Source organism: Proteus sp. FME41 (assembly GCF_014897315.1).
Lineage (GTDB): Bacteria > Pseudomonadota > Gammaproteobacteria > Enterobacterales > Enterobacteriaceae > Proteus.
This window is the reverse complement of sequence record NZ_JABUYL010000017.1, coordinates 1-17,759: the sequence shown is the minus strand read 5'-3', so window position 1 is coordinate 17,759 and position 17,759 is coordinate 1. Positions and strand designations below refer to the sequence as shown.

Genomic DNA, 17,759 nt, shown 5'->3' with positions numbered 1-17,759 from the left:
AAAGTAGCAACCAAAAACCTATTTTAGTCACAATTAACTAGAACTCACATTATTTTACCTATAATCATTTAATCTTTTCATTAAATGTGTAGCAATCAGTGCTTGTCCTAATGCAATACCGCCGTCACCAGCAGGTAACATCATAGGTGTTAATACTTTTTTATTGTTTAATTTTTTCTTAAACAGGTGTTTGAGTAGTGTGTTATTTAACACACCTCCCGTTAGCACAATGGTATCAATCCGATGTTCATCAGCCGCTTGTAATGCAATATCGCCTAAACTTTCAGCTAATAGATAATGAAATAGCCATGCTTTTTCATTGACATTAAGCTTAATACTTTCCCATTGTGACCAAAAAACAGACAAATCAAGCCTGTTATTTTTTACAGGCATCAAATGCCCATATTGCTTAATTAATTCTGTTTTTTTCTCTTTATGACACTGTAATGCCGCTGTTTGTAAGTAACATGCAGCTTCACCTTCCCAACTTATTTCTTTAGGTGCTAATCCTAATGATGCTGAAACTGCATCAAAAAAACGACCACAAGAAGAGGCTTTAGGTGAATTTAAACGACGTTCTACTGCCTTACTTAATATTTGCAAATCATGACTAGGTATCATTTGGGTGATCACACTACATTGCCAATCTTTAGAAAAAGTAGCTAAATGTGCGAACCAATTTCGCCAAGGTTGAATTGATGCAAGATTACCACCAGGCATGGCAACTGCTGGAAGTCCGCCAATCCGTACTGCTTTTTGATAATCCACCAGCAAACATTCGCCTCCCCATAAAGTCCCGTCTTGACCGTAACCTAATCCATCAAGTGCGATCCCGACAACTGCGCTTTGTTGATGTGTATGTCCATGCTCTGCTAAACAAGAAACAATATGAGCATGGTGGTGAGCAACTTCAATAACAGGAATATTTTGCGCTTGCGCAAATTGTTTACCCAACTGATGACTGATGTAGTTAGGATGAGCATCTATCGCAATAGCTTTGGGTGCAAAACGATAAATTTCTTGAAAAAGAGCCAGCGATTTTACTAGTTGTTGTTGCACACTAATATCATCTAGATCACCTAGATGAGGCCCCATAATGGCTTGATGTTGACGTAATAAACAAAATACATTTTTAAGATCCCCCCCCATCGCAAGTATTGATGGTTGCGCCTCAAAATCTTCAGGTAATGAAATAGCATCGGGAACATATCCACGAGAACGGCGGATCATGATGCTTTGTTTACCTTCAATGCGAACTAATGAATCATCAGCTCGTTGTATAATTTCTCTGTTATGCATTAAAAATAAATCTGCACAATTTTTTAATTGTAATAAGGCGTCTTCATTACTTAATGCAGGTGTGTGGCCAGACGCATTTCCTGATGTCATCACTAACGGAATATCAGTACCACGAGCTAATAGATGTTGTAATGGATTGGCTGGCAACATTACACCTATTTCAGATAGGCCCGGTGCAATGAGTTCACTTAATGAGGGGGCTGCTGTTTTGGGAATTAATACAATAGGTGCAGCGGTGCTTTGTAATGCTTTAATAATAGCCTGATGAAAATCAGAGTCTTGTTCATCTTCTTTAAGTTGTTCAATACGAGATATCATCACGGCTAATGGCTTAGCAGGTCGATATTTACGTTTTCGTAATAATGCAACGCTCTCATTATTACGTGCATCACACACTAAATGAAAACCACCAATCCCTTTCACTGCAACAATTTTTCCAGCAAGTAATGCTTCACATGCTTGAGTTAATGCGAGCTCTTTTATTGATAACGTTTCACCTCGATTATCTGCAAGCCAGATATGAGGCCCACAGACAGGACATGCGTTAGGCTGAGCATGAAAGCGTCTATCAGCAGGATCTTCATATTCATGTTTACATTCAGGGCAAAATGGAAATTCAGACATTGAAGTAAAAGGCCTGTCATAAGGCATTTTTTTTATGATGGTAAAACGAGGACCGCAATGTGTGCAGTTAATAAAAGGGTAATGGTAACGACGATTTTGAGGATCAAACAATTCATTAATGCAAGCTTGGCAAGTCGTTGCATCAGGAACAACTTGTGTATCCATTTCACCGCCACCACTTTGTACAATAATAAAGTCAGTAGGTAGCTGCTCCCATTGATAGGGTGATTCTTCTATACGTTCAATGCGTGCTAATGGGGGGCATTCTGCTTTTAGTGCTTCGATAAATAGCGCGTTTTTAGGTGACGGTGTTAAATACACTAATACACCTAAACTGTCGTTACTCACTTGCCCTAATAAACCAAAGCGATGTGCCAATTGCCAAACAAAGGGACGAAAACCAACACCTTGAACCTTGCCTTTCACACGCAATGCAATGCCGTTACTCATAGGATCACCAAATCAAAATAAATTTAAGCTTATTCTAGTTTAGTGATGATCAACAACTTTCATTTAGATCAGAAAAAGTGGAGTTAGGTAGATTTATCATCATTTCTACGGTGACACGAGGAGTAATTGCACAAAGCAATTCATAGCCAATCGTACCACATGCTGTTGCCACATCATCAACTGGCAATTGTTCACCCCATAATTCCACCGAACTACCATAATTGACATCAGGGAAATCTGTCACATCAATGGTGAGCATATCCATAGAAATACGCCCGACCAATTGTGTTTTATGTCCATTGACTATAACGGGTGTACCATCAGGGGCATGTCTTGGGTAACCATCTGCATAACCACAGGCAACCACACCTATTCGCATATCGCGATCAGCCGTAAATCGGCTACCATACCCTATTTGCTCACCTTTTTTAACTTGTTGAATGGCTAATATTTCACTGTTAAATGTCATCACAGGCTGTAAATCAAAATCAGCAATATCTTGCCAAACCCCCGAAGGTGAAACGCCATACAAAATAATGCCAGGGCGTACCCAATCTTGATACGTTTCAGGGTTAAACAAAGTGGCCGCCGAATTAGCCAAACAACGTGGTAATTCTTTTACCATGGTTTGATTAATGACCGCTTTTTGCATATCCATATTTAACCCAGTATCCGCATTAGCAAAATGTGACATTTGAATAATAGAGCCAATATTATTGATACTTTTAGCTCGGATAATGGCTTGTTGATAAACGTCTGATCGATAGCCTAATCTATTCATTCCACTGTTAAGTTTAAGATAGATATTAATGGGTCGTTCTAGTTGTGCTTTTTCTATAGCATCAAATTGCCAATCAGAATGCACTGTTGTCGTCAGTGAATAACGTTCTAACAGATATACATCTTCAGGCTTAAAAAAACCTTCAAGCAAAAGGATGGGGCCAACCCATCCTTGTTCCCTTAGCATAATGGCTTTATCTAACTCAATTAACGCAAAGCCATCTGTATGACTTAATGCAGGCCAAATACAGGATAATCCATGCCCATAGGCATCTGCTTTCACAACAGACCACACCTTACTGCCTTTTACTCTCTCTTTAATAACAGACAGGTTATGACTTAATGCATCGAGGTTAATGGTTACTTTTGTGGGTCTGGACATGGGTTTTCCTCAATTAATAAGCGGCATCAAGTTTTTGCCCAGGTAAGAGCAATTTAGTATTAAAACCATCGATATAACGAAATACACTGAGATCATCAGCTGCAATAGCGGGATTATTTCCTGAAATTAAATCAGCCAATAATTGACCTGAACCACATGCCATTGTCCAACCTAATGTCCCATGCCCCGTATTTAAGGATAAATTGCGATAAGCCGTTGGCCCTACAATGGGTGTACCATCAGGTGTCATTGGCCTTAGGCCAGTCCAGAATGTAGCTTGTTCGATATCGCCACCGCCGTGATAAAGATCTTGCACAACCATTTTTAACGTTTCACAGCGTGATTTTAAAACGTTCAAATTAAAGCCAACAACTTCAGCCATTCCTCCCACACGAATTCTTTCATCAAAACGGGTTACTGCGATCTTATAAGTTTCATCTAAAATAGTGGATGTCGGGGCTCTTGACGGATCAATGATCGGCATCGTAAGTGAATAACCTTTAAGCGGGTAAACAGGAATAGCGACTTTATTTTTCAAAAATTCAGTTGAGTAAGAGCCCATTGCCACCACATAGTGATCGGCTGTCAGCAATCCATCATGGCATTGAACGCCCGCTACTTTATCACCATCGAATAATAAATGTTTGATTTCTTTGTTGAATAAAAAAGTCACACCTGCATCTTTTGCCATTTTTGCTAATTTTTTTGTAAAAATTTGGCAATCACCTGTTTCATCATTTGGTAAACGCAAGCCCCCTGCCAGTTTATGACTAACATGCTCTAGTGCAGGCTCAGCCAATTTGAGTTGTTCCGCCGTTAACAATTCATAAGCAACACCTTCTTGCTTTAATACAGCAATATCATTGGCAGCATTATCAAATTGTTTTTGGTCACGAAAAAGTTGCAAAGTGCCCCCTTGACGCCCTTCATATTCAATACCCGTTTCTTGGCGAAGCTGGCGAATACAATCACGGCTGTATTCCGCAATACGCACCATGCGGCTTTTGTTCATGGTATAATGTGACGCATCACAATTACGCAACATTTGCCACATCCAACGTAATTGAAAAAGTGAGCCATCCGGTTTAATGGCTAAGGGGGCGTGCTTTTGAAACATCCATTTTACGGCTTTTAATGGAATACCTGGCGCGCCCCAAGGCGTTGCATATCCTGGTGATATTTGTCCTGCATTACCCGCACTAGTTTCTTCTGCAGCACTATTTTGTCTGTCAACCACAATGACTTCATGTCCTTGTTGCACTAAATACCACGCACTTGTTACACCAATAACGCCGCCACCTAAGATGATCACTTTCATGGCAAGACTCCAATAATTTACATTGATATAACATAAGAATAATATTCCATACACAAAAAGCCAATATAGAATAATCATCTAGACCAATAAAAAAGCAAATTTTAGAGTTAAGTCACACTTAATTAGCATTAAATAAACTTCCTTCAAAAACAAATATTTAATTATGATTTAAAATCAATTAGATACATAAATATCAATTAATTATAAAAACATTAATTAAGAAATTAGTTTAAATTAGAGGGAAATATAATGATAAACAGAGGAAATTTATTTTTTATTAAAATCTAAAAATAAATAAAAACAAAGATGATAATATTAAAATAAGACTATTTTTATTGTTATTTTTTCTAAAAATAGTCTATTTAAAGCATTGCCTAAAACCCCCCCCTCTATTTTTAAGATATAAAAAAACCAGTATCACAACTTAATAGGGATACTGGTCTTCTCTATCGCAATAAACTAAAAAAGTAAATTTAGCGTTTTACTTCTTCTAAATCACTTGGAAGTGGTGACTGCAAGCTTTGCCAAATAATACCACTGTCTTTACCATATTGACGGACACAATCCATTACAAACTCTACATCTTTTTGCTCACATAATTCAGCCAGTTTTTTATAGAATGCTAATGCAAGTTCCTTGGCTTGAATATTTGAAAAATAGTAGCGCCCAACACGGGTATACAATCCTTTCAAACCATTTAAGATGAGGCCATAAATCGGATTACCTGAAGCAAAAGCTAAACCACGAAAAATATTGTAATCCAGTTCACTAAACTCATCGGCACTGTTTTCTGTCGTCAGTTGATGGTTTAAAACTTCGATACATTTTTCAGGGTGACTTCTAAATGCAGTACGAATAAAAATAGCTGAAATATTGGTTCTTACCGCAAGTAAGTTATCAATTAATTGTGGAACTCGGTCATGATCAAGGCGAGCCACTGTTTCAAGGATATTAAGGCCTGACGTTTCCCAGAAATTGTTTACCTTTGTTGGCTTTCCATGTTGAATCGTTAACCAGCCATCACGAGCAAGGCGCTGTAATACTTCTCTTAATGTGGTTCTTGTCACACCAATTAACTCAGAGAGTTCACGTTCCGCAGGAAGAATAGATCCTGGAGGGAAACGATTATTCCAGATACTTTCAACAATATACTCTTCCGCGAAACCTGCGGGGCTTTGAGCCTTAATTACCATATTTTTATTTCTTCCGAAGCAATTTTTCTGCTAATAATAAAAAAGATAATATCAGAATGCGTAATTTTGATATAGCTCAACCATCATTAAATAGTGAGTGGCATCATAAAACATGATGTTGTTTTATCAATTTATTATTACTAACGCGCTTAATTTCACAGCGATTAGCGCGTACTATGGTTAAATTGCGCATGATTGCGCCTAAAATCTCTATTTGGAGGATGAGAAACCTAATGGATATGAGTATAAGACAAGCACTACTAAAGAACTTTATGGGAAACTCTCCCGATTGGTATAAGCTTGCTATTCTTACTTTTTTAATTATCAACCCACTGATTTTTTTCTTTGTTGACCCTTTTGTCGCCGGATGGTTATTAGTCGTGGAATTTATTTTCACACTGGCTATGGCGCTAAAGTGTTACCCATTACAACCCGGAGGATTACTTGCTATTGAGGCCGTCATTATAGGTATGACGAGCCCAAAACAAATTGGTCATGAAATTGCCAACAACCTTGAAGTTATTTTACTTCTGGTCTTTATGGTTGCAGGTATCTATTTTATGAAGCAATTGTTACTTTTCGCCTTCACCAAACTGCTTTTATCTATTCGTTCTAAGCGAATGTTATCGCTTGCTTTTTGCTTCGCAAGTGCATTTTTATCTGCCTTTTTAGATGCGCTAACCGTTATTGCAGTTATCATTAGTGTTTCTCTCGGTTTTTACTCTATTTATCATAATTTTGCTTCTAATCAGGCAGGCACTGAGCTTAATAATGATGGTTTTATTGATACCGTAGAGAAAAAACAAACTTTAGAACAATTCCGTGCTTTTTTACGTAGCTTAATGATGCATGCTGGTGTAGGTACGGCATTAGGTGGCGTAATGACCATGGTGGGTGAGCCCCAAAACCTAATTATTGCAAAACATTTAGAATGGGATTTCGTGACCTTCTTTATCAGAATGTCACCTGTCACTATTCCGGTTTTCTTTGCTGGGCTTGCAGTATGCTATTTAGTAGAACGCTTTAAACTCTTTGGTTATGGCGCTGAATTACCTGATTTAGTTCGTAAAGTCCTAACTGAATATGACAAGAAAAACAGTGAAAAACGGACTTCGCAAGAAAAAGCTCAACTCATGATCCAAGCATTAATTGGGGTTTGGTTGATTGTCGCGTTGGCACTGCATTTAGCTGATGTGGGTCTTATTGGTTTATCTGTTATCATTCTTGCTACTGCATTTTGTGGCATCACCGAAGAACATGCACTAGGTAAGGCATTTGAAGAAGCACTCCCTTTCACTGCATTATTAACCGTTTTCTTCTCTGTTGTTGCCGTCATCATTGATCAACAACTTTTTGGGCCAATTATTCAGTTTGTTCTTCAAGCTTCAGAGTCCTCACAGCTCTCTCTTTTCTATTTGTTTAATGGCTTGTTGTCAGCTATTTCAGATAACGTGTTTGTGGGTACGGTTTATATCAGTGAAGCCTTAACGGCATTACAAGATGGACTAATTAGTCAATCACAATATGAACATATTGGTGTTGCTATCAATACGGGTACAAACTTACCTTCCGTTGCCACTCCAAATGGTCAAGCGGCATTCTTATTCTTATTAACCTCCGCATTGTCACCGCTCATTCGTTTATCGTATGGTCGTATGGTTATCATGGCTCTTCCATATACTATCGTAATGACATTATTTGGTTTATTAGCTGTTGAATTCTGGCTTGTTCCCGCAACACACTGGTTTTATGAAATTGGTTTAGTGGCTATCCCATAAAAACCATTCTAAAATAACACATCAAAATAGGGCTTTTGTTTGTTAAAAGCCCTATTTTTTTCATTAAAAAAATCTTGAATGTAAATATTTGTGAAATAACAGATTGTTACTTTTTTTGCACTTGATTTTTGTGCAGAATAGGCTCTTATTTTAAAATTTAAATGGACATTATTATGCTGACTTCTCTTCGTCACTGGTCACAAAGCCGTTTTTCATGGCTATTGCTTGCATTAACAGCAATAGGTCTTGAAGGTGCCGCATTGTATTTTCAGTACGGAATGGAATTAATGCCTTGTGTCATGTGCGTCTATCAACGCATCGCTGTATTAGGAATATTAGTTGCAGCACTCATTGGTGCAAGTGCACCTAAAATGGCACTTATGCGTATGGCGGGTAGTTTTTTATGGCTTTACTCAGCTTACCGAGGCATCGAGTTAGCTTGGGAGCATACGCAACTGATCCTGAATCCATCCCCTTTTGCAACTTGTGATTTTTTTGTCACCTTACCTTCTTGGTTTGCACTGCAAAATTGGTTCCCTGCCGTCTTCCAAGCAACAGGAGACTGCTCTGTCAGTCAATGGCAATTCTTAACATTAGAAATGCCACAGTGGATGCTTATTATTTTCTCAGTTTATTTTATTGTGGGTTTATTAGTATTAATAAGCCAAATAACAAGCTCGTTTAAATCAAAAAAATAAAAAACAATGGCCCTTAGTTAATAATTAGGGGCCATTTTATTGTTACATATTGATTTTTAAATTTATAAATAATAAGCATCAACCTGGGATACACGCACCGTTAATTAATGCTTGTTCACTACAACGTTTTCCATTCGCAAATTGACATACTGGTGTTTGACCACCATGCAATTCATAGTTTAAGGATGGCACACCACCGGAAAAGACACACGTCGCCTTAGCTGATTCATCTAAAGGGATATTGAGGCTTGTTGTCGGTATCGTTCTGCTCTTATTAACCCCTTGAGTTGATGTGTATTGTGTTTGCACTGAATCACTGCATCCTGCAATAAAAGCAAAACCAGTAAACATAAATAAATAGCATGCTGTTTTAAATTTCTTTTGCATCAAAGATACCCTAGCTTTTCCGTTATTCCTATTAGTGTGAAGCACTTTTGGAGAGTAAGTTTATGACTAAAACGCCTGCAATAATCAAAGTCATACCAATAATGGCAGGTAAATCAAGTTTTTGTTGATAAAAGAAAACAGCCGCAACAGAAACTAATACAATCCCTAAGCCACTCCAAATTGCATAAGCAATACCTAATGGCATGACTCTGACCACTTGAGAAAGTGCCCAAAAAGAAAAACAATACCCTATAACGACAACAATAGATGGATATAAACGACTAAAGCCATCAGACGCTTTTAGCATCGTAGTCGCAATCACCTCAGATATAATTGCCAACATTAGGTAAGTTAATCCATTCATTTTTTCGCCTTAATCTTATACAAATTCAATTTTGTGAATTCTATCACAAGCCTTTTCGAGGATATTCATCAACAACAAATAAAAAAGGCATCAATTCAATTTGAATAATGCCTTTTCTTCGTAAAAATACTTATTTGGTATTAATGGAGTTGATTCTTTTTACGGGGCTCTCCCCCCATAGAAACACGATAGCGGTTAAAAATAAATCCACACCAAATAACAGCAATGATGCTGAGTATTGTGCCTGCATAACCAATGTTTGGCATACCTGCATGTAAAATAACTTGATTACCAATTAGTGCCCCAGCTCCTATACCAATATTAAAAATACCAGAGTAAATAGACATCGCAACATCTGTTGCATCAGGGGCTAAATCAATGACTTTTACTTGCATGCCTAGGCCAATACACATGAAACCAATACCCCAAAAAATAATAAGCACAATAAACGCCATTAAATTTTGGCTACTTATCATTAAAAAACCTAAGCAAAGGGTTAATAAAATAAGTGCAAAGAATAAAAATGATGTTGGCATTTTTGTACTATAACGACTGAATAACACACTACCGATAATGCCCGCACCACCAAAAATTAATAAAACCAACGTCGCGAAATTTTGATCTAAATTAGCAATATCAACAACAAAAGGCTCAATATAACTATAAGCGGTAAAATGTGCAGTGACAGCGACTACTGTCAATAGAAAAATGCCCATTAATGGACCACGTTTTAATAATACAGGCACACTCTTTAATGAGCCTGAATGCTCACTGGGTAATAAAGGCAAATAACGCATTAATGCAAACATGGTAATTAAAGCTAAAACACCAATTCCCATAAATGTTGCACGCCATCCTAACCACTGCCCAACAACTCGACCTAAAGGCAAACCAAGTACGGTTGCTAATGCAGTTCCTGTCGCTAATAAACCTAATGCTTGAGCTCGTTTACCCGCTGGTGCCATTCTAACAGCCAGTGATGCGGTAATCGACCAAAACACTGCATGAGAAAAAGCAACACCAATACGCCCTGCTATCAGTGATTTAAAATCCCATGCTACACCAGACAAAATATGGCTTAAAATAAAGATAATAAATAAAATAATAAGTAGCTTACGTCGCTCAACTTTGCTTGTCATTATCATTAAAGGCAAAGACATTAAAGCCACAATCCAAGCATATATTGTGATCATTAACCCTGTTTGAGCAGGGATCATACCGAAGCTTCCAGAAATATCACTTAACAGTGCAACAGGAACAAACTCTGTTGTATTAAAAACGAAAGCCGCAAATGATAATATTATTACTCTTATCCATGCAGTTTGACGGCTAACTTCATTTACGTTTGATGCTGCGATATTCATAATTAATTGATGTTTTCTCAGATTATAAGTGAGTCTATTAGTAAATCTTTTTTATAAATTGCTATCTAGGAAATACTACGGATCGCATATTTACCAGCAATAGATTAACTATCAACGATATGTACTTCCGCAAAAGTCACACTGTCTTCCATATCAATAGAAAGTTGGTTAAATACAGGAGTGACAAAGCACACCCCATGAGCTCAAAAATCTTACAATATAAAGATCTGCTGCATCAAATTTCTTAACACTTAGCATAATGGCTGTCCCCATAAAATCTCATGGTTTACGTGATCCTTTTTTGAATAAGAGTATCCTAAACCTTAACAGTCAATCATTCAATAAAACAATTGAATAATTGAAAATTATATATGTAACTTTTGGATCAATCAGAATCAAACGCTAAACCATTAAGATAAAAATGCATTTCGTTAGAAACAAAAAATAAACCAAATCCTTACTAAGTTTCATTGCTAAAGCGAATCAGCTACCAATTTTAGCATATTCATATCGTAATTTTAAATCCCCAGCAGGATATCTTTTTAACGTTAACATAATCTATGCATAACGAAAGGACAGATATAAGTCACTTATTAATCTTTTGCTTTGGGTAATAGAAACCAGCTATTTTAAATAAAAATACGCAGTATATTCATATAATTATGATAATAAATATTAACTTAATTATTAAAAATAATCTGATTACAGGATAAAAAAAGAAATAAAATATGAAAAGATATCCAGATTACTGGCTTAAGTTATTAATTACTTGAAGAGCTTGCTCGCAAGCGATGTTTTTCGTCGATGATGTTGAACCATCGAAAGCATTTTTAATTGTGGAAATTTGTTCTATTGCAGGTCGCGGTAACGTTAAACTTCCATTAGAAAGCGCACTTTCCACATCATTTAGCTTCTCAGCTAATTGCTGGCAGCTTCCATTGTTATTTTTTGATTGATAAATAGCCATTAACGTATCACGTTGTGCTTCTACCGTTGCCATTGCCTCGTTAACTTTTGATGATGAATTTTCTATCACTTCACGCCCTTCATTCCATATTTCGACGGTGTTATCTTTAAATACGGACACAATTAAAATCGCGATAAAAATAGTCAACATAATTGTTAGTGATAGTAATCCTCCTGCAATAATTAGTATTTGCTTCATGCTTAACTCCATCTATCGGTTATCTCTACTTCAATATATATAATTAAAATAAATTAGGTTCAATCTGGATTACGATTCTTTTTATTTTTTACATTTTATTACGGAGGTATACAATACTAATTATTTTTTATAAAAAATAAGCACCTATCATTATTACTTAGGTGCTATTAATTATTCTATTAATCTCGCTTAATAAATATTATTTTTTTGAGCAACACGCGATATAATTTAAATTATGCCTATTTTCTCTAAAAAAACGAAACATTGATAAGAATCGTTCTCTGTTTTCCTTATTTTTTAATCCATTTTTAATTATTTTAGCTGTTCTTAATAAGCCTTCATCACGTATTAAGCCTATCGGTGACATTAAGCTCATATTACCTGATTTTATTTTTACTTCTGAAAACCCAATATTAATAAACAACTCATTCCACTCTTGCTTAAACATAGGCGCAACATTTGATTTCACCACACCTATTAAATTATCTCTATTTACATCATTATTTTTTTTCATAATATCATGGGTTAATAGCAAACCACCCGGTTTTAAAACACGATAATACTCTTTTACTAATTTTGCTTTCGCCTTATCCGCATACATAGTTAACATGGCTTCATTCAAAACCACATCAAAACTATTATCAGGGAAAGGGAGTGATAATGCATTGGCTTTTGTTAGCTGAATTAAATGTGATAACTGTGCATTATCAACATTATTTTTTGCATTGGCTAAAGCCTTATCATCCATATCTACAGCAATAATATGGCAGCCATATTTTTTCGCTATTTCTATTGAGGTTGTCGCCATATTACAGGCAATCTCTAAAACATGGCTTGAGGATGTAAAATGTCCATTATTAATTAACCAATCCGACGCTTCTACACCACCGGGTCTTAAGCGTGTTTTTCCTAAGCTGGCCAAAAATGTATGCCCTGCTTTTGACTGTTCTTGAGGTATCGATTGTGTTGTTGTTTGAGTTTTCATATTGCCACCTTAAAGTTGCATTAACAATGCAACTTTATAACAAAAACCATTTAATGAAAATAGTTATCATTACTTTTCTGTATTTTCATAAAGAAAGTCTTAAAAATAAAAACTGATAAAACCTCTCATCATCATTACTTAATCTATAAATCATTAAAATATAATGAGTTAATAAAAATAATCCTATAAATACGTCATTAAAGGTAAAGAATATTAAACTTTGAACAACAACATTGACCTTCCCCTAAGGGGAATCTTTAAGGTGATAACAATTTCACGATAAATTAAAGGAAACTGTTATGAAAAAAATATTACCTGCTGTAGTTATTTTTATGAGTACTCTCTCTTTTGGGGCAATGGCAAACAACACACATCCGAATATGGACATGAGCACATCGCACAATACTTCTCCAATGCAGAAAGAACTTAATGACTCTATGAATAAAATGCATGCCGAGATGGCAAAAGGTATGAATACGGATAACGCCGATGTTGCTTTTGCTGATGGTATGATTGCCCACCATTTAGGCGCTATCGATATGGCAAAGATTGAACTAAAATACGGCACAGATCCTGAGATGCGTAAACTTGCCCAAGCTATTATCGATGCACAAGGCCCTGAAATAGAGCAAATGCAAAAATGGTTAGAAAAAAAGAAAGCGAATAAATAACAGATTTAAATAGGCTGTGATTTATTGAATTCAGCCTATTTTCTTTTTTATGACAGCCTTACTAGGATTTTTATTAAAGATTAATCAAATAATTGTCTAATATCCATCACATACATTATAATTTTAAGGTTGTATCAATATTAATACTCTTATTATGTATGGAGCCCCTATGAATAATTCAGACACCATGGCGCTATTAACTCAAAAACTTGCCGTGATAATTGAAAAGTGGACTCATGATACTAACCAACTTGAAACTCCAATTCCAGGATTAACACTAACACACTGGAATTCACCAACACCTATTACCAGCCACACACATAAATCAGGTATCTGTTTAATAGCCCAAGGTGAAAAGAGAGTTATATTAGGAGACGAAAGTTTTATTTATGATGCCAACCATTTTTTAATTTCATCAATTGAGCTTCCTGTTATGGCTAATATTATGAAAGCCAGCGAAGATAAACCTTTTTTAGGACTAGTTATGGAGTTAGATCTACAAGAGATATCACAACTCATTGTAGATGGCGAATTAACATTTAATCCAAATTCAAATGCACAAAAAGGAATTGCAGTCGGTGAATTATCAGTACCATTAGTCAATGCCTTTATTCGTTTGCTCGATCTTCTTGATTCTCCTGAGAGTATTAAAATTCTGGCTCCAGGGATAAAGCGTGAAATTTTCTATCGCCTACTCATCACTGAACAAGGTGAACGTTTAAATCAAATCGTCACTGCGGGTAGTCATAGCCATCAAATATCAAAAGCAATTGATTGGTTAAAAAATAATTTTATAAAACCATTAAATATCAATGAATTGGCGTCATGTTCTGGAATGAGTAAATCTGCCTTTTATAACCATTTTAGAACGATGACTTCAATGACCCCGTTGCAATTCCAAAAAAAGCTAAGACTAAGTGAAGCCCGTCGATTAATGTTAACTGAAAATTTAGGCGCAATAACAACGACTTATCGTGTAGGTTATGAAAGTCCGTCTCAATTTAGTCGAGAATATAGCCGGTTATTTGGTGCTCCACCAGCAACAGATATTAAAATACTCAAAGAAACTCAGCGTCTTTAACGATACTACTATTTTATCATTTCATTTTTTATGTCTCTTGTTTACCTATTAATCTCTATTTAATGTCTCTTTTTTATCTTTTGGAAAAATAGGCAAGAGACAAAGAAGATCAGACATTCATATCTAAATATAAAAGCGATAGCATTTACCCCAACGACGAATACCTCTCTATCTCTTTTGAAGTCAAAAATAAACAAGACGTCAATTGAATAGCTATCAACTTAATATCGCAATAGGATATCAAAATGCAACTCGATTTCTCTTACTATAATCCGACAACCATTCATTTTGGTAAGAATTCTCTTGCTAAATTAAATGATGAATTATCACATTATGGCGAAACAGTCATGCTGATGTATGGTCGTAATGCAATTAAATCCAATGGTCTTTATGATGAAGTTATAACCATTCTCAATCATGCAGGTAAAAAAGTGGTTGAGTTATCAGGTGTTATGCCAAACCCAACCTATGCAAAAATGATGGAGGGCGCTCAATTAGTTCGTGAGCATAACGTCAGCTTAATTTTAGCTGTGGGTGGTGGTTCTGTTATTGATTGTGCCAAGGGTATCTCTGTCTCAGCCTATTGTGAAAACGAAGATCCATTTCAAAAATACTGGGTTGAAAATCAAGATATTGACAATAACATCATTCCTGTCGCTTCAATTCTTACTATGGTAGGGACTGGCTCTGAGATGAACGGTGGTTCAGTTATTACTCATGAAGACTCTAAATATAAAATTGGGCGTCTATTTCCTGCAAGTGTATTTCCTAAATTTTCAATCTTAAACCCAGAATATACATTTACTGTTTCTCAGTATCAGATGGTGAGTGGTGTATTTGATACAATGTCCCATTTGATGGAGCAATACTTTTCTGATCAAGGTGCAAATACAACCGATTATTTAATTGAAAGTTTATTAAAATCTTCAATTGATAATTTACGCATCGCGCTTAAAAACCCGACTGATTATGAAGCAAGAAGTAACTTAATGTGGAATGCCACATTAGCATTAAATACCCTAACAGGATTATCAAAAACGCAAGATTGGCAAGTTCATATGATTGAGCATCAATTAGGTGCTTATACAGATTGTGCCCATGGAATGGGACTTGCTGCAATTTCTCTGCCTTATTATCGTTTTATCTATACATTTGGTATTGAGAAATTTGTACGGTTCGCAATTCAAGTATGGGGTATTTCTACGGAAGGTAAAACTCAAGAACAAATTGCTTTAGAAGGCATTGATGCACTTGAGCACTTTACGAAAGAGTGCGGCATCGTGACTTCATTAGAAGCATTAGGTGCTACAAAAGAAATGCTTCCTCAAATTGCACAATCTACGACAATTATTGGCAATGGCTATAAAAAGCTGACAACAAAAGATGTGCTCACTATTTTAGAAGAATGTTTTTAATCGCCCTTCAACCCTATAGTGAAAATACATTGAATAGCTAACAATAAGTTATACGATTAAAGTTTATGATGTAATCACAGTGGTTATCTCTTAGATAGCCACTGTGTTAAAATAAAATATCATCAATAATTATATTCCTCTCATTTCCTATCTAAAAAGCGGATTATTTCGCTGATAGAGATGTCTCTGCATATTGAATTGTTTATAATCATTAATATATATTATGCTTACTGCTGAATAATACCTATCAGCAATGCACTTCTCTCATTTTAAGATAAACAAACCTAATTATGCCTAAAATATTGATAATACAACGAGATAATATTGGGGATTTAATACTCACTACACCTTTAATAGATTCTCTTGCGCAAGAATACAATACAAAGATAGATCTTCTCGTCAATTCTTATAATCAAGCTATTTTAGAAGGTAACCCTTCTGTTGGAAATATTCATATTTACAGCAAGCTACATCATAAAAAATCAGGTCAGTCATCCTTAAAACTGATTTTTAGTCGTTTGAAAATTATTCTTGATATGCGACGCCAACGCTATGATATTGCCATTGTTGCACGTGATCATTGGGCAAAAAGAGCCTTGCAATGGGCAAAATTATCAGGTGCTAAACGTATTATTGCTATTGGTAATGACACACCTTCTGCGGTAACTGATCCAATTCCTATCCCTTCCCACAAAGGTCATATTGCTGAACTTTTCTGCCAATTAGCCCACCCTCTTGGAATAGAAACAAAAGCAGGCCCACTAAAGCTATATGTTAAAGATGATGAAATCACTGCAATCCGACAACGTGTCAATATAACTGAAAATGTTCCTATCTATGGTTTACAAATTAGCTCTCGTAAACCACAGCAGCGTTGGCAAGCAGAAAAATTTATCGCGCTAGCACACCAGCTTATACAACGTGAAAAATGTCATATTTTACTCTTTTGGTCGCCGGGCAGTAGCGATAATAAACAACATCCTGGTGATGATGAAAAGGCACAATTTATTCTTGACCAGTGTAAAGATATTCCTATTACACCAGTCCCTACTCAAAACCTTCGAGAATTAATGGCAGGTATGTCTCTGTGTGATCAAATGCTAACCAGTGATGGCGGTGCATTACATATATCAGTGGGTGTCGGAGTGCCGACAGTGGCAATGTTTGGTAATAGTGATGCTGGCTTTTGGGGACCATGGCATATCGCCAGTGAAGTGCTAAAAGCACCTGAAGATAACGTTGGGCTTCTTACTGTTGAGGATGTATTGACACATTTTATTAATCTGAGAGATCGTGTCATTCATTTAAAATCAGAGAGTAAATGATAGCTGACATACACCTCTAAACGCATATTAAATCATCTTATTATCACGATTAATAAGATGATTTTTTATTCCAATAACAATTGACTGCCTAAAGCAAAAATAATTTAAATATTGAATGACTTAACTTTCACTTTGAATAGATCAAAAAAAACGGACCTCTATGAGATCCGCTTTTTTATAGATGGTGCCCAGGGCGGGACTTGAACCCGCACAGCCTTACAGCCGAGGGATTTTAAATCCCTTGTGTCTACCGATTTCACCACCTGGGCCAAATTGTATTTACTTGCCACACTCATTATATATTCATCAAATAATGGTGATAACAAATAAATTTAAAACATTTATTGCTTAATACAGTAACGCCTTTCTTATACCAATCTTTGTCGGTGTAAGAAAAAACGGACCTACAAGGTCCGCTTTTTTATATGGTGCCCAGGGCGGGACTTGAACCCGCACAGCCTTACAGCCGAGGGATTTTAA

The 17,759-nt window shown here is 36.1% G+C and carries 15 protein-coding genes and 1 tRNA gene; 6 read left to right on the top strand and 10 right to left on the bottom strand.

What is annotated here, in order from left to right:
- Positions 1-54: 54 nt before the first annotated feature.
- From hypF to fadR, 4 genes are all read right to left on the bottom strand, one after another.
- Positions 55-2,373: a carbamoyltransferase HypF gene (gene hypF / locus INT04_RS14800; protein ID WP_193016865.1), complete on the bottom strand. Its 2,319-nt coding sequence runs from the start codon at positions 2,371-2,373 to the stop codon at positions 55-57.
- 49 nt (positions 2,374-2,422) lie between these two features.
- Positions 2,423-3,535, bottom strand: a complete 1,113-nt coding sequence (gene alr, locus INT04_RS14795; protein WP_193016864.1) for an alanine racemase — start codon at positions 3,533-3,535, stop codon at positions 2,423-2,425.
- A 13-nt stretch (positions 3,536-3,548) separates the two neighbouring features.
- Positions 3,549-4,853 (bottom strand): D-amino acid dehydrogenase, encoded by a 1,305-nt coding sequence (locus INT04_RS14790; RefSeq protein WP_193016863.1) that lies wholly within the window; start codon positions 4,851-4,853, stop codon positions 3,549-3,551.
- Positions 4,854-5,326: 473 nt separating this feature from the next.
- On the bottom strand, positions 5,327-6,046 hold the full coding sequence (gene fadR / locus INT04_RS14785; RefSeq protein WP_193016862.1) for a fatty acid metabolism transcriptional regulator FadR: 720 nt from the start codon (positions 6,044-6,046) through the stop codon (positions 5,327-5,329).
- Between the two features lie 233 nt (positions 6,047-6,279).
- On the opposite strand from fadR, the gene nhaB reads away from it, so the two are divergent.
- On the top strand, positions 6,280-7,824 hold the full coding sequence (gene nhaB / locus INT04_RS14780) for a sodium/proton antiporter NhaB (RefSeq protein WP_193016861.1): 1,545 nt from the start codon (positions 6,280-6,282) through the stop codon (positions 7,822-7,824).
- Between the two features lie 173 nt (positions 7,825-7,997).
- Positions 7,998-8,522, top strand: a complete 525-nt coding sequence (dsbB, locus tag INT04_RS14775; RefSeq protein WP_193016860.1) for a disulfide bond formation protein DsbB — start codon at positions 7,998-8,000, stop codon at positions 8,520-8,522.
- Positions 8,523-8,600: 78 nt separating this feature from the next.
- On the opposite strand, the gene INT04_RS14770 is transcribed toward dsbB, so the two are convergent.
- The 5 genes from INT04_RS14770 to INT04_RS14750 all read right to left on the bottom strand — a co-directional run bounded on the left by INT04_RS14770 (position 8,601) and on the right by INT04_RS14750 (position 12,787).
- Positions 8,601-8,909, bottom strand: coding sequence for a DUF333 domain-containing protein (locus INT04_RS14770; RefSeq protein ID WP_193016859.1), 309 nt, complete (start codon positions 8,907-8,909; stop codon positions 8,601-8,603).
- 31 nt (positions 8,910-8,940) lie between these two features.
- Positions 8,941-9,273 carry an SMR family transporter gene (locus tag INT04_RS14765; protein ID WP_193016858.1) on the bottom strand — a complete coding sequence of 111 codons (333 nt, stop codon included), beginning with the start codon at positions 9,271-9,273 and terminating at the stop codon, positions 8,941-8,943.
- A 140-nt stretch (positions 9,274-9,413) separates the two neighbouring features.
- A complete protein-coding gene (locus INT04_RS14760) occupies positions 9,414-10,637 on the bottom strand; it encodes a sugar transporter (protein WP_193016857.1) in 1,224 nt (407 codons plus the stop codon).
- Positions 10,638-11,382: 745 nt separating this feature from the next.
- Complete coding sequence (locus INT04_RS14755) at positions 11,383-11,802, bottom strand: hypothetical protein (protein ID WP_193016856.1); 420 nt, start codon at positions 11,800-11,802, stop codon at positions 11,383-11,385.
- 199 nt (positions 11,803-12,001) lie between these two features.
- Complete coding sequence (locus INT04_RS14750; protein WP_193016855.1) at positions 12,002-12,787, bottom strand: class I SAM-dependent methyltransferase; 786 nt, start codon at positions 12,785-12,787, stop codon at positions 12,002-12,004.
- Between the two features lie 299 nt (positions 12,788-13,086).
- Here INT04_RS14750 and INT04_RS14745 point away from each other — a divergent pair, with 299 nt between their 5' ends.
- The 4 genes from INT04_RS14745 to INT04_RS14730 all read left to right on the top strand — a co-directional run bounded on the left by INT04_RS14745 (position 13,087) and on the right by INT04_RS14730 (position 17,279).
- Positions 13,087-13,458: a DUF305 domain-containing protein gene (locus tag INT04_RS14745; protein ID WP_193016854.1), complete on the top strand. Its 372-nt coding sequence runs from the start codon at positions 13,087-13,089 to the stop codon at positions 13,456-13,458.
- A 169-nt stretch (positions 13,459-13,627) separates the two neighbouring features.
- The gene (locus INT04_RS14740) at positions 13,628-14,539 is read left to right on the top strand and encodes an AraC family transcriptional regulator (protein WP_193016853.1); all 912 of its coding nucleotides are present in this window, start codon (positions 13,628-13,630) and stop codon (positions 14,537-14,539) included.
- Between the two features lie 245 nt (positions 14,540-14,784).
- Complete coding sequence (locus INT04_RS14735; protein ID WP_193016852.1) at positions 14,785-15,954, top strand: iron-containing alcohol dehydrogenase; 1,170 nt, start codon at positions 14,785-14,787, stop codon at positions 15,952-15,954.
- A gap of 290 nt (positions 15,955-16,244) precedes the next feature.
- The gene (locus INT04_RS14730; RefSeq protein ID WP_193016851.1) at positions 16,245-17,279 is read left to right on the top strand and encodes a glycosyltransferase family 9 protein; all 1,035 of its coding nucleotides are present in this window, start codon (positions 16,245-16,247) and stop codon (positions 17,277-17,279) included.
- 182 nt (positions 17,280-17,461) lie between these two features.
- On the opposite strand, the gene INT04_RS14725 is transcribed toward INT04_RS14730, so the two are convergent.
- Positions 17,462-17,548: transfer RNA gene (locus tag INT04_RS14725), tRNA-Leu, on the bottom strand.
- Between the last annotated feature and the right edge of the window lie 211 nt (positions 17,549-17,759).

What these genes read in the sequence shown, in the direction of transcription:
- INT04_RS14745 (WP_193016854.1), top strand. Translation starts at nt 13,087, where the DNA reads ATGAAAAAAATATTACCTGCTGTAGTTATTTTTATGAGTACTCTCTCT.
- dsbB (WP_193016860.1), top strand. Translation starts at nt 7,998, where the DNA reads ATGCTGACTTCTCTTCGTCACTGGTCACAAAGCCGTTTTTCATGGCTA.
- INT04_RS14765 (WP_193016858.1), bottom strand. Translation starts at nt 9,273, where the DNA reads ATGAATGGATTAACTTACCTAATGTTGGCAATTATATCTGAGGTGATT.
- INT04_RS14730 (WP_193016851.1), top strand. Translation starts at nt 16,245, where the DNA reads ATGCCTAAAATATTGATAATACAACGAGATAATATTGGGGATTTAATA.
- INT04_RS14755 (WP_193016856.1), bottom strand. Translation starts at nt 11,802, where the DNA reads ATGAAGCAAATACTAATTATTGCAGGAGGATTACTATCACTAACAATT.
- INT04_RS14750 (WP_193016855.1), bottom strand. Translation starts at nt 12,787, where the DNA reads ATGAAAACTCAAACAACAACACAATCGATACCTCAAGAACAGTCAAAA.
- nhaB (WP_193016861.1), top strand. Translation starts at nt 6,280, where the DNA reads ATGGATATGAGTATAAGACAAGCACTACTAAAGAACTTTATGGGAAAC.
- INT04_RS14790 (WP_193016863.1), bottom strand. Translation starts at nt 4,853, where the DNA reads ATGAAAGTGATCATCTTAGGTGGCGGCGTTATTGGTGTAACAAGTGCG.
- INT04_RS14760 (WP_193016857.1), bottom strand. Translation starts at nt 10,637, where the DNA reads ATGAATATCGCAGCATCAAACGTAAATGAAGTTAGCCGTCAAACTGCA.
- INT04_RS14770 (WP_193016859.1), bottom strand. Translation starts at nt 8,909, where the DNA reads ATGCAAAAGAAATTTAAAACAGCATGCTATTTATTTATGTTTACTGGT.
- alr (WP_193016864.1), bottom strand. Translation starts at nt 3,535, where the DNA reads ATGTCCAGACCCACAAAAGTAACCATTAACCTCGATGCATTAAGTCAT.
- INT04_RS14740 (WP_193016853.1), top strand. Translation starts at nt 13,628, where the DNA reads ATGAATAATTCAGACACCATGGCGCTATTAACTCAAAAACTTGCCGTG.
- INT04_RS14735 (WP_193016852.1), top strand. Translation starts at nt 14,785, where the DNA reads ATGCAACTCGATTTCTCTTACTATAATCCGACAACCATTCATTTTGGT.
- fadR (WP_193016862.1), bottom strand. Translation starts at nt 6,046, where the DNA reads ATGGTAATTAAGGCTCAAAGCCCCGCAGGTTTCGCGGAAGAGTATATT.
- hypF (WP_193016865.1), bottom strand. Translation starts at nt 2,373, where the DNA reads ATGAGTAACGGCATTGCATTGCGTGTGAAAGGCAAGGTTCAAGGTGTT.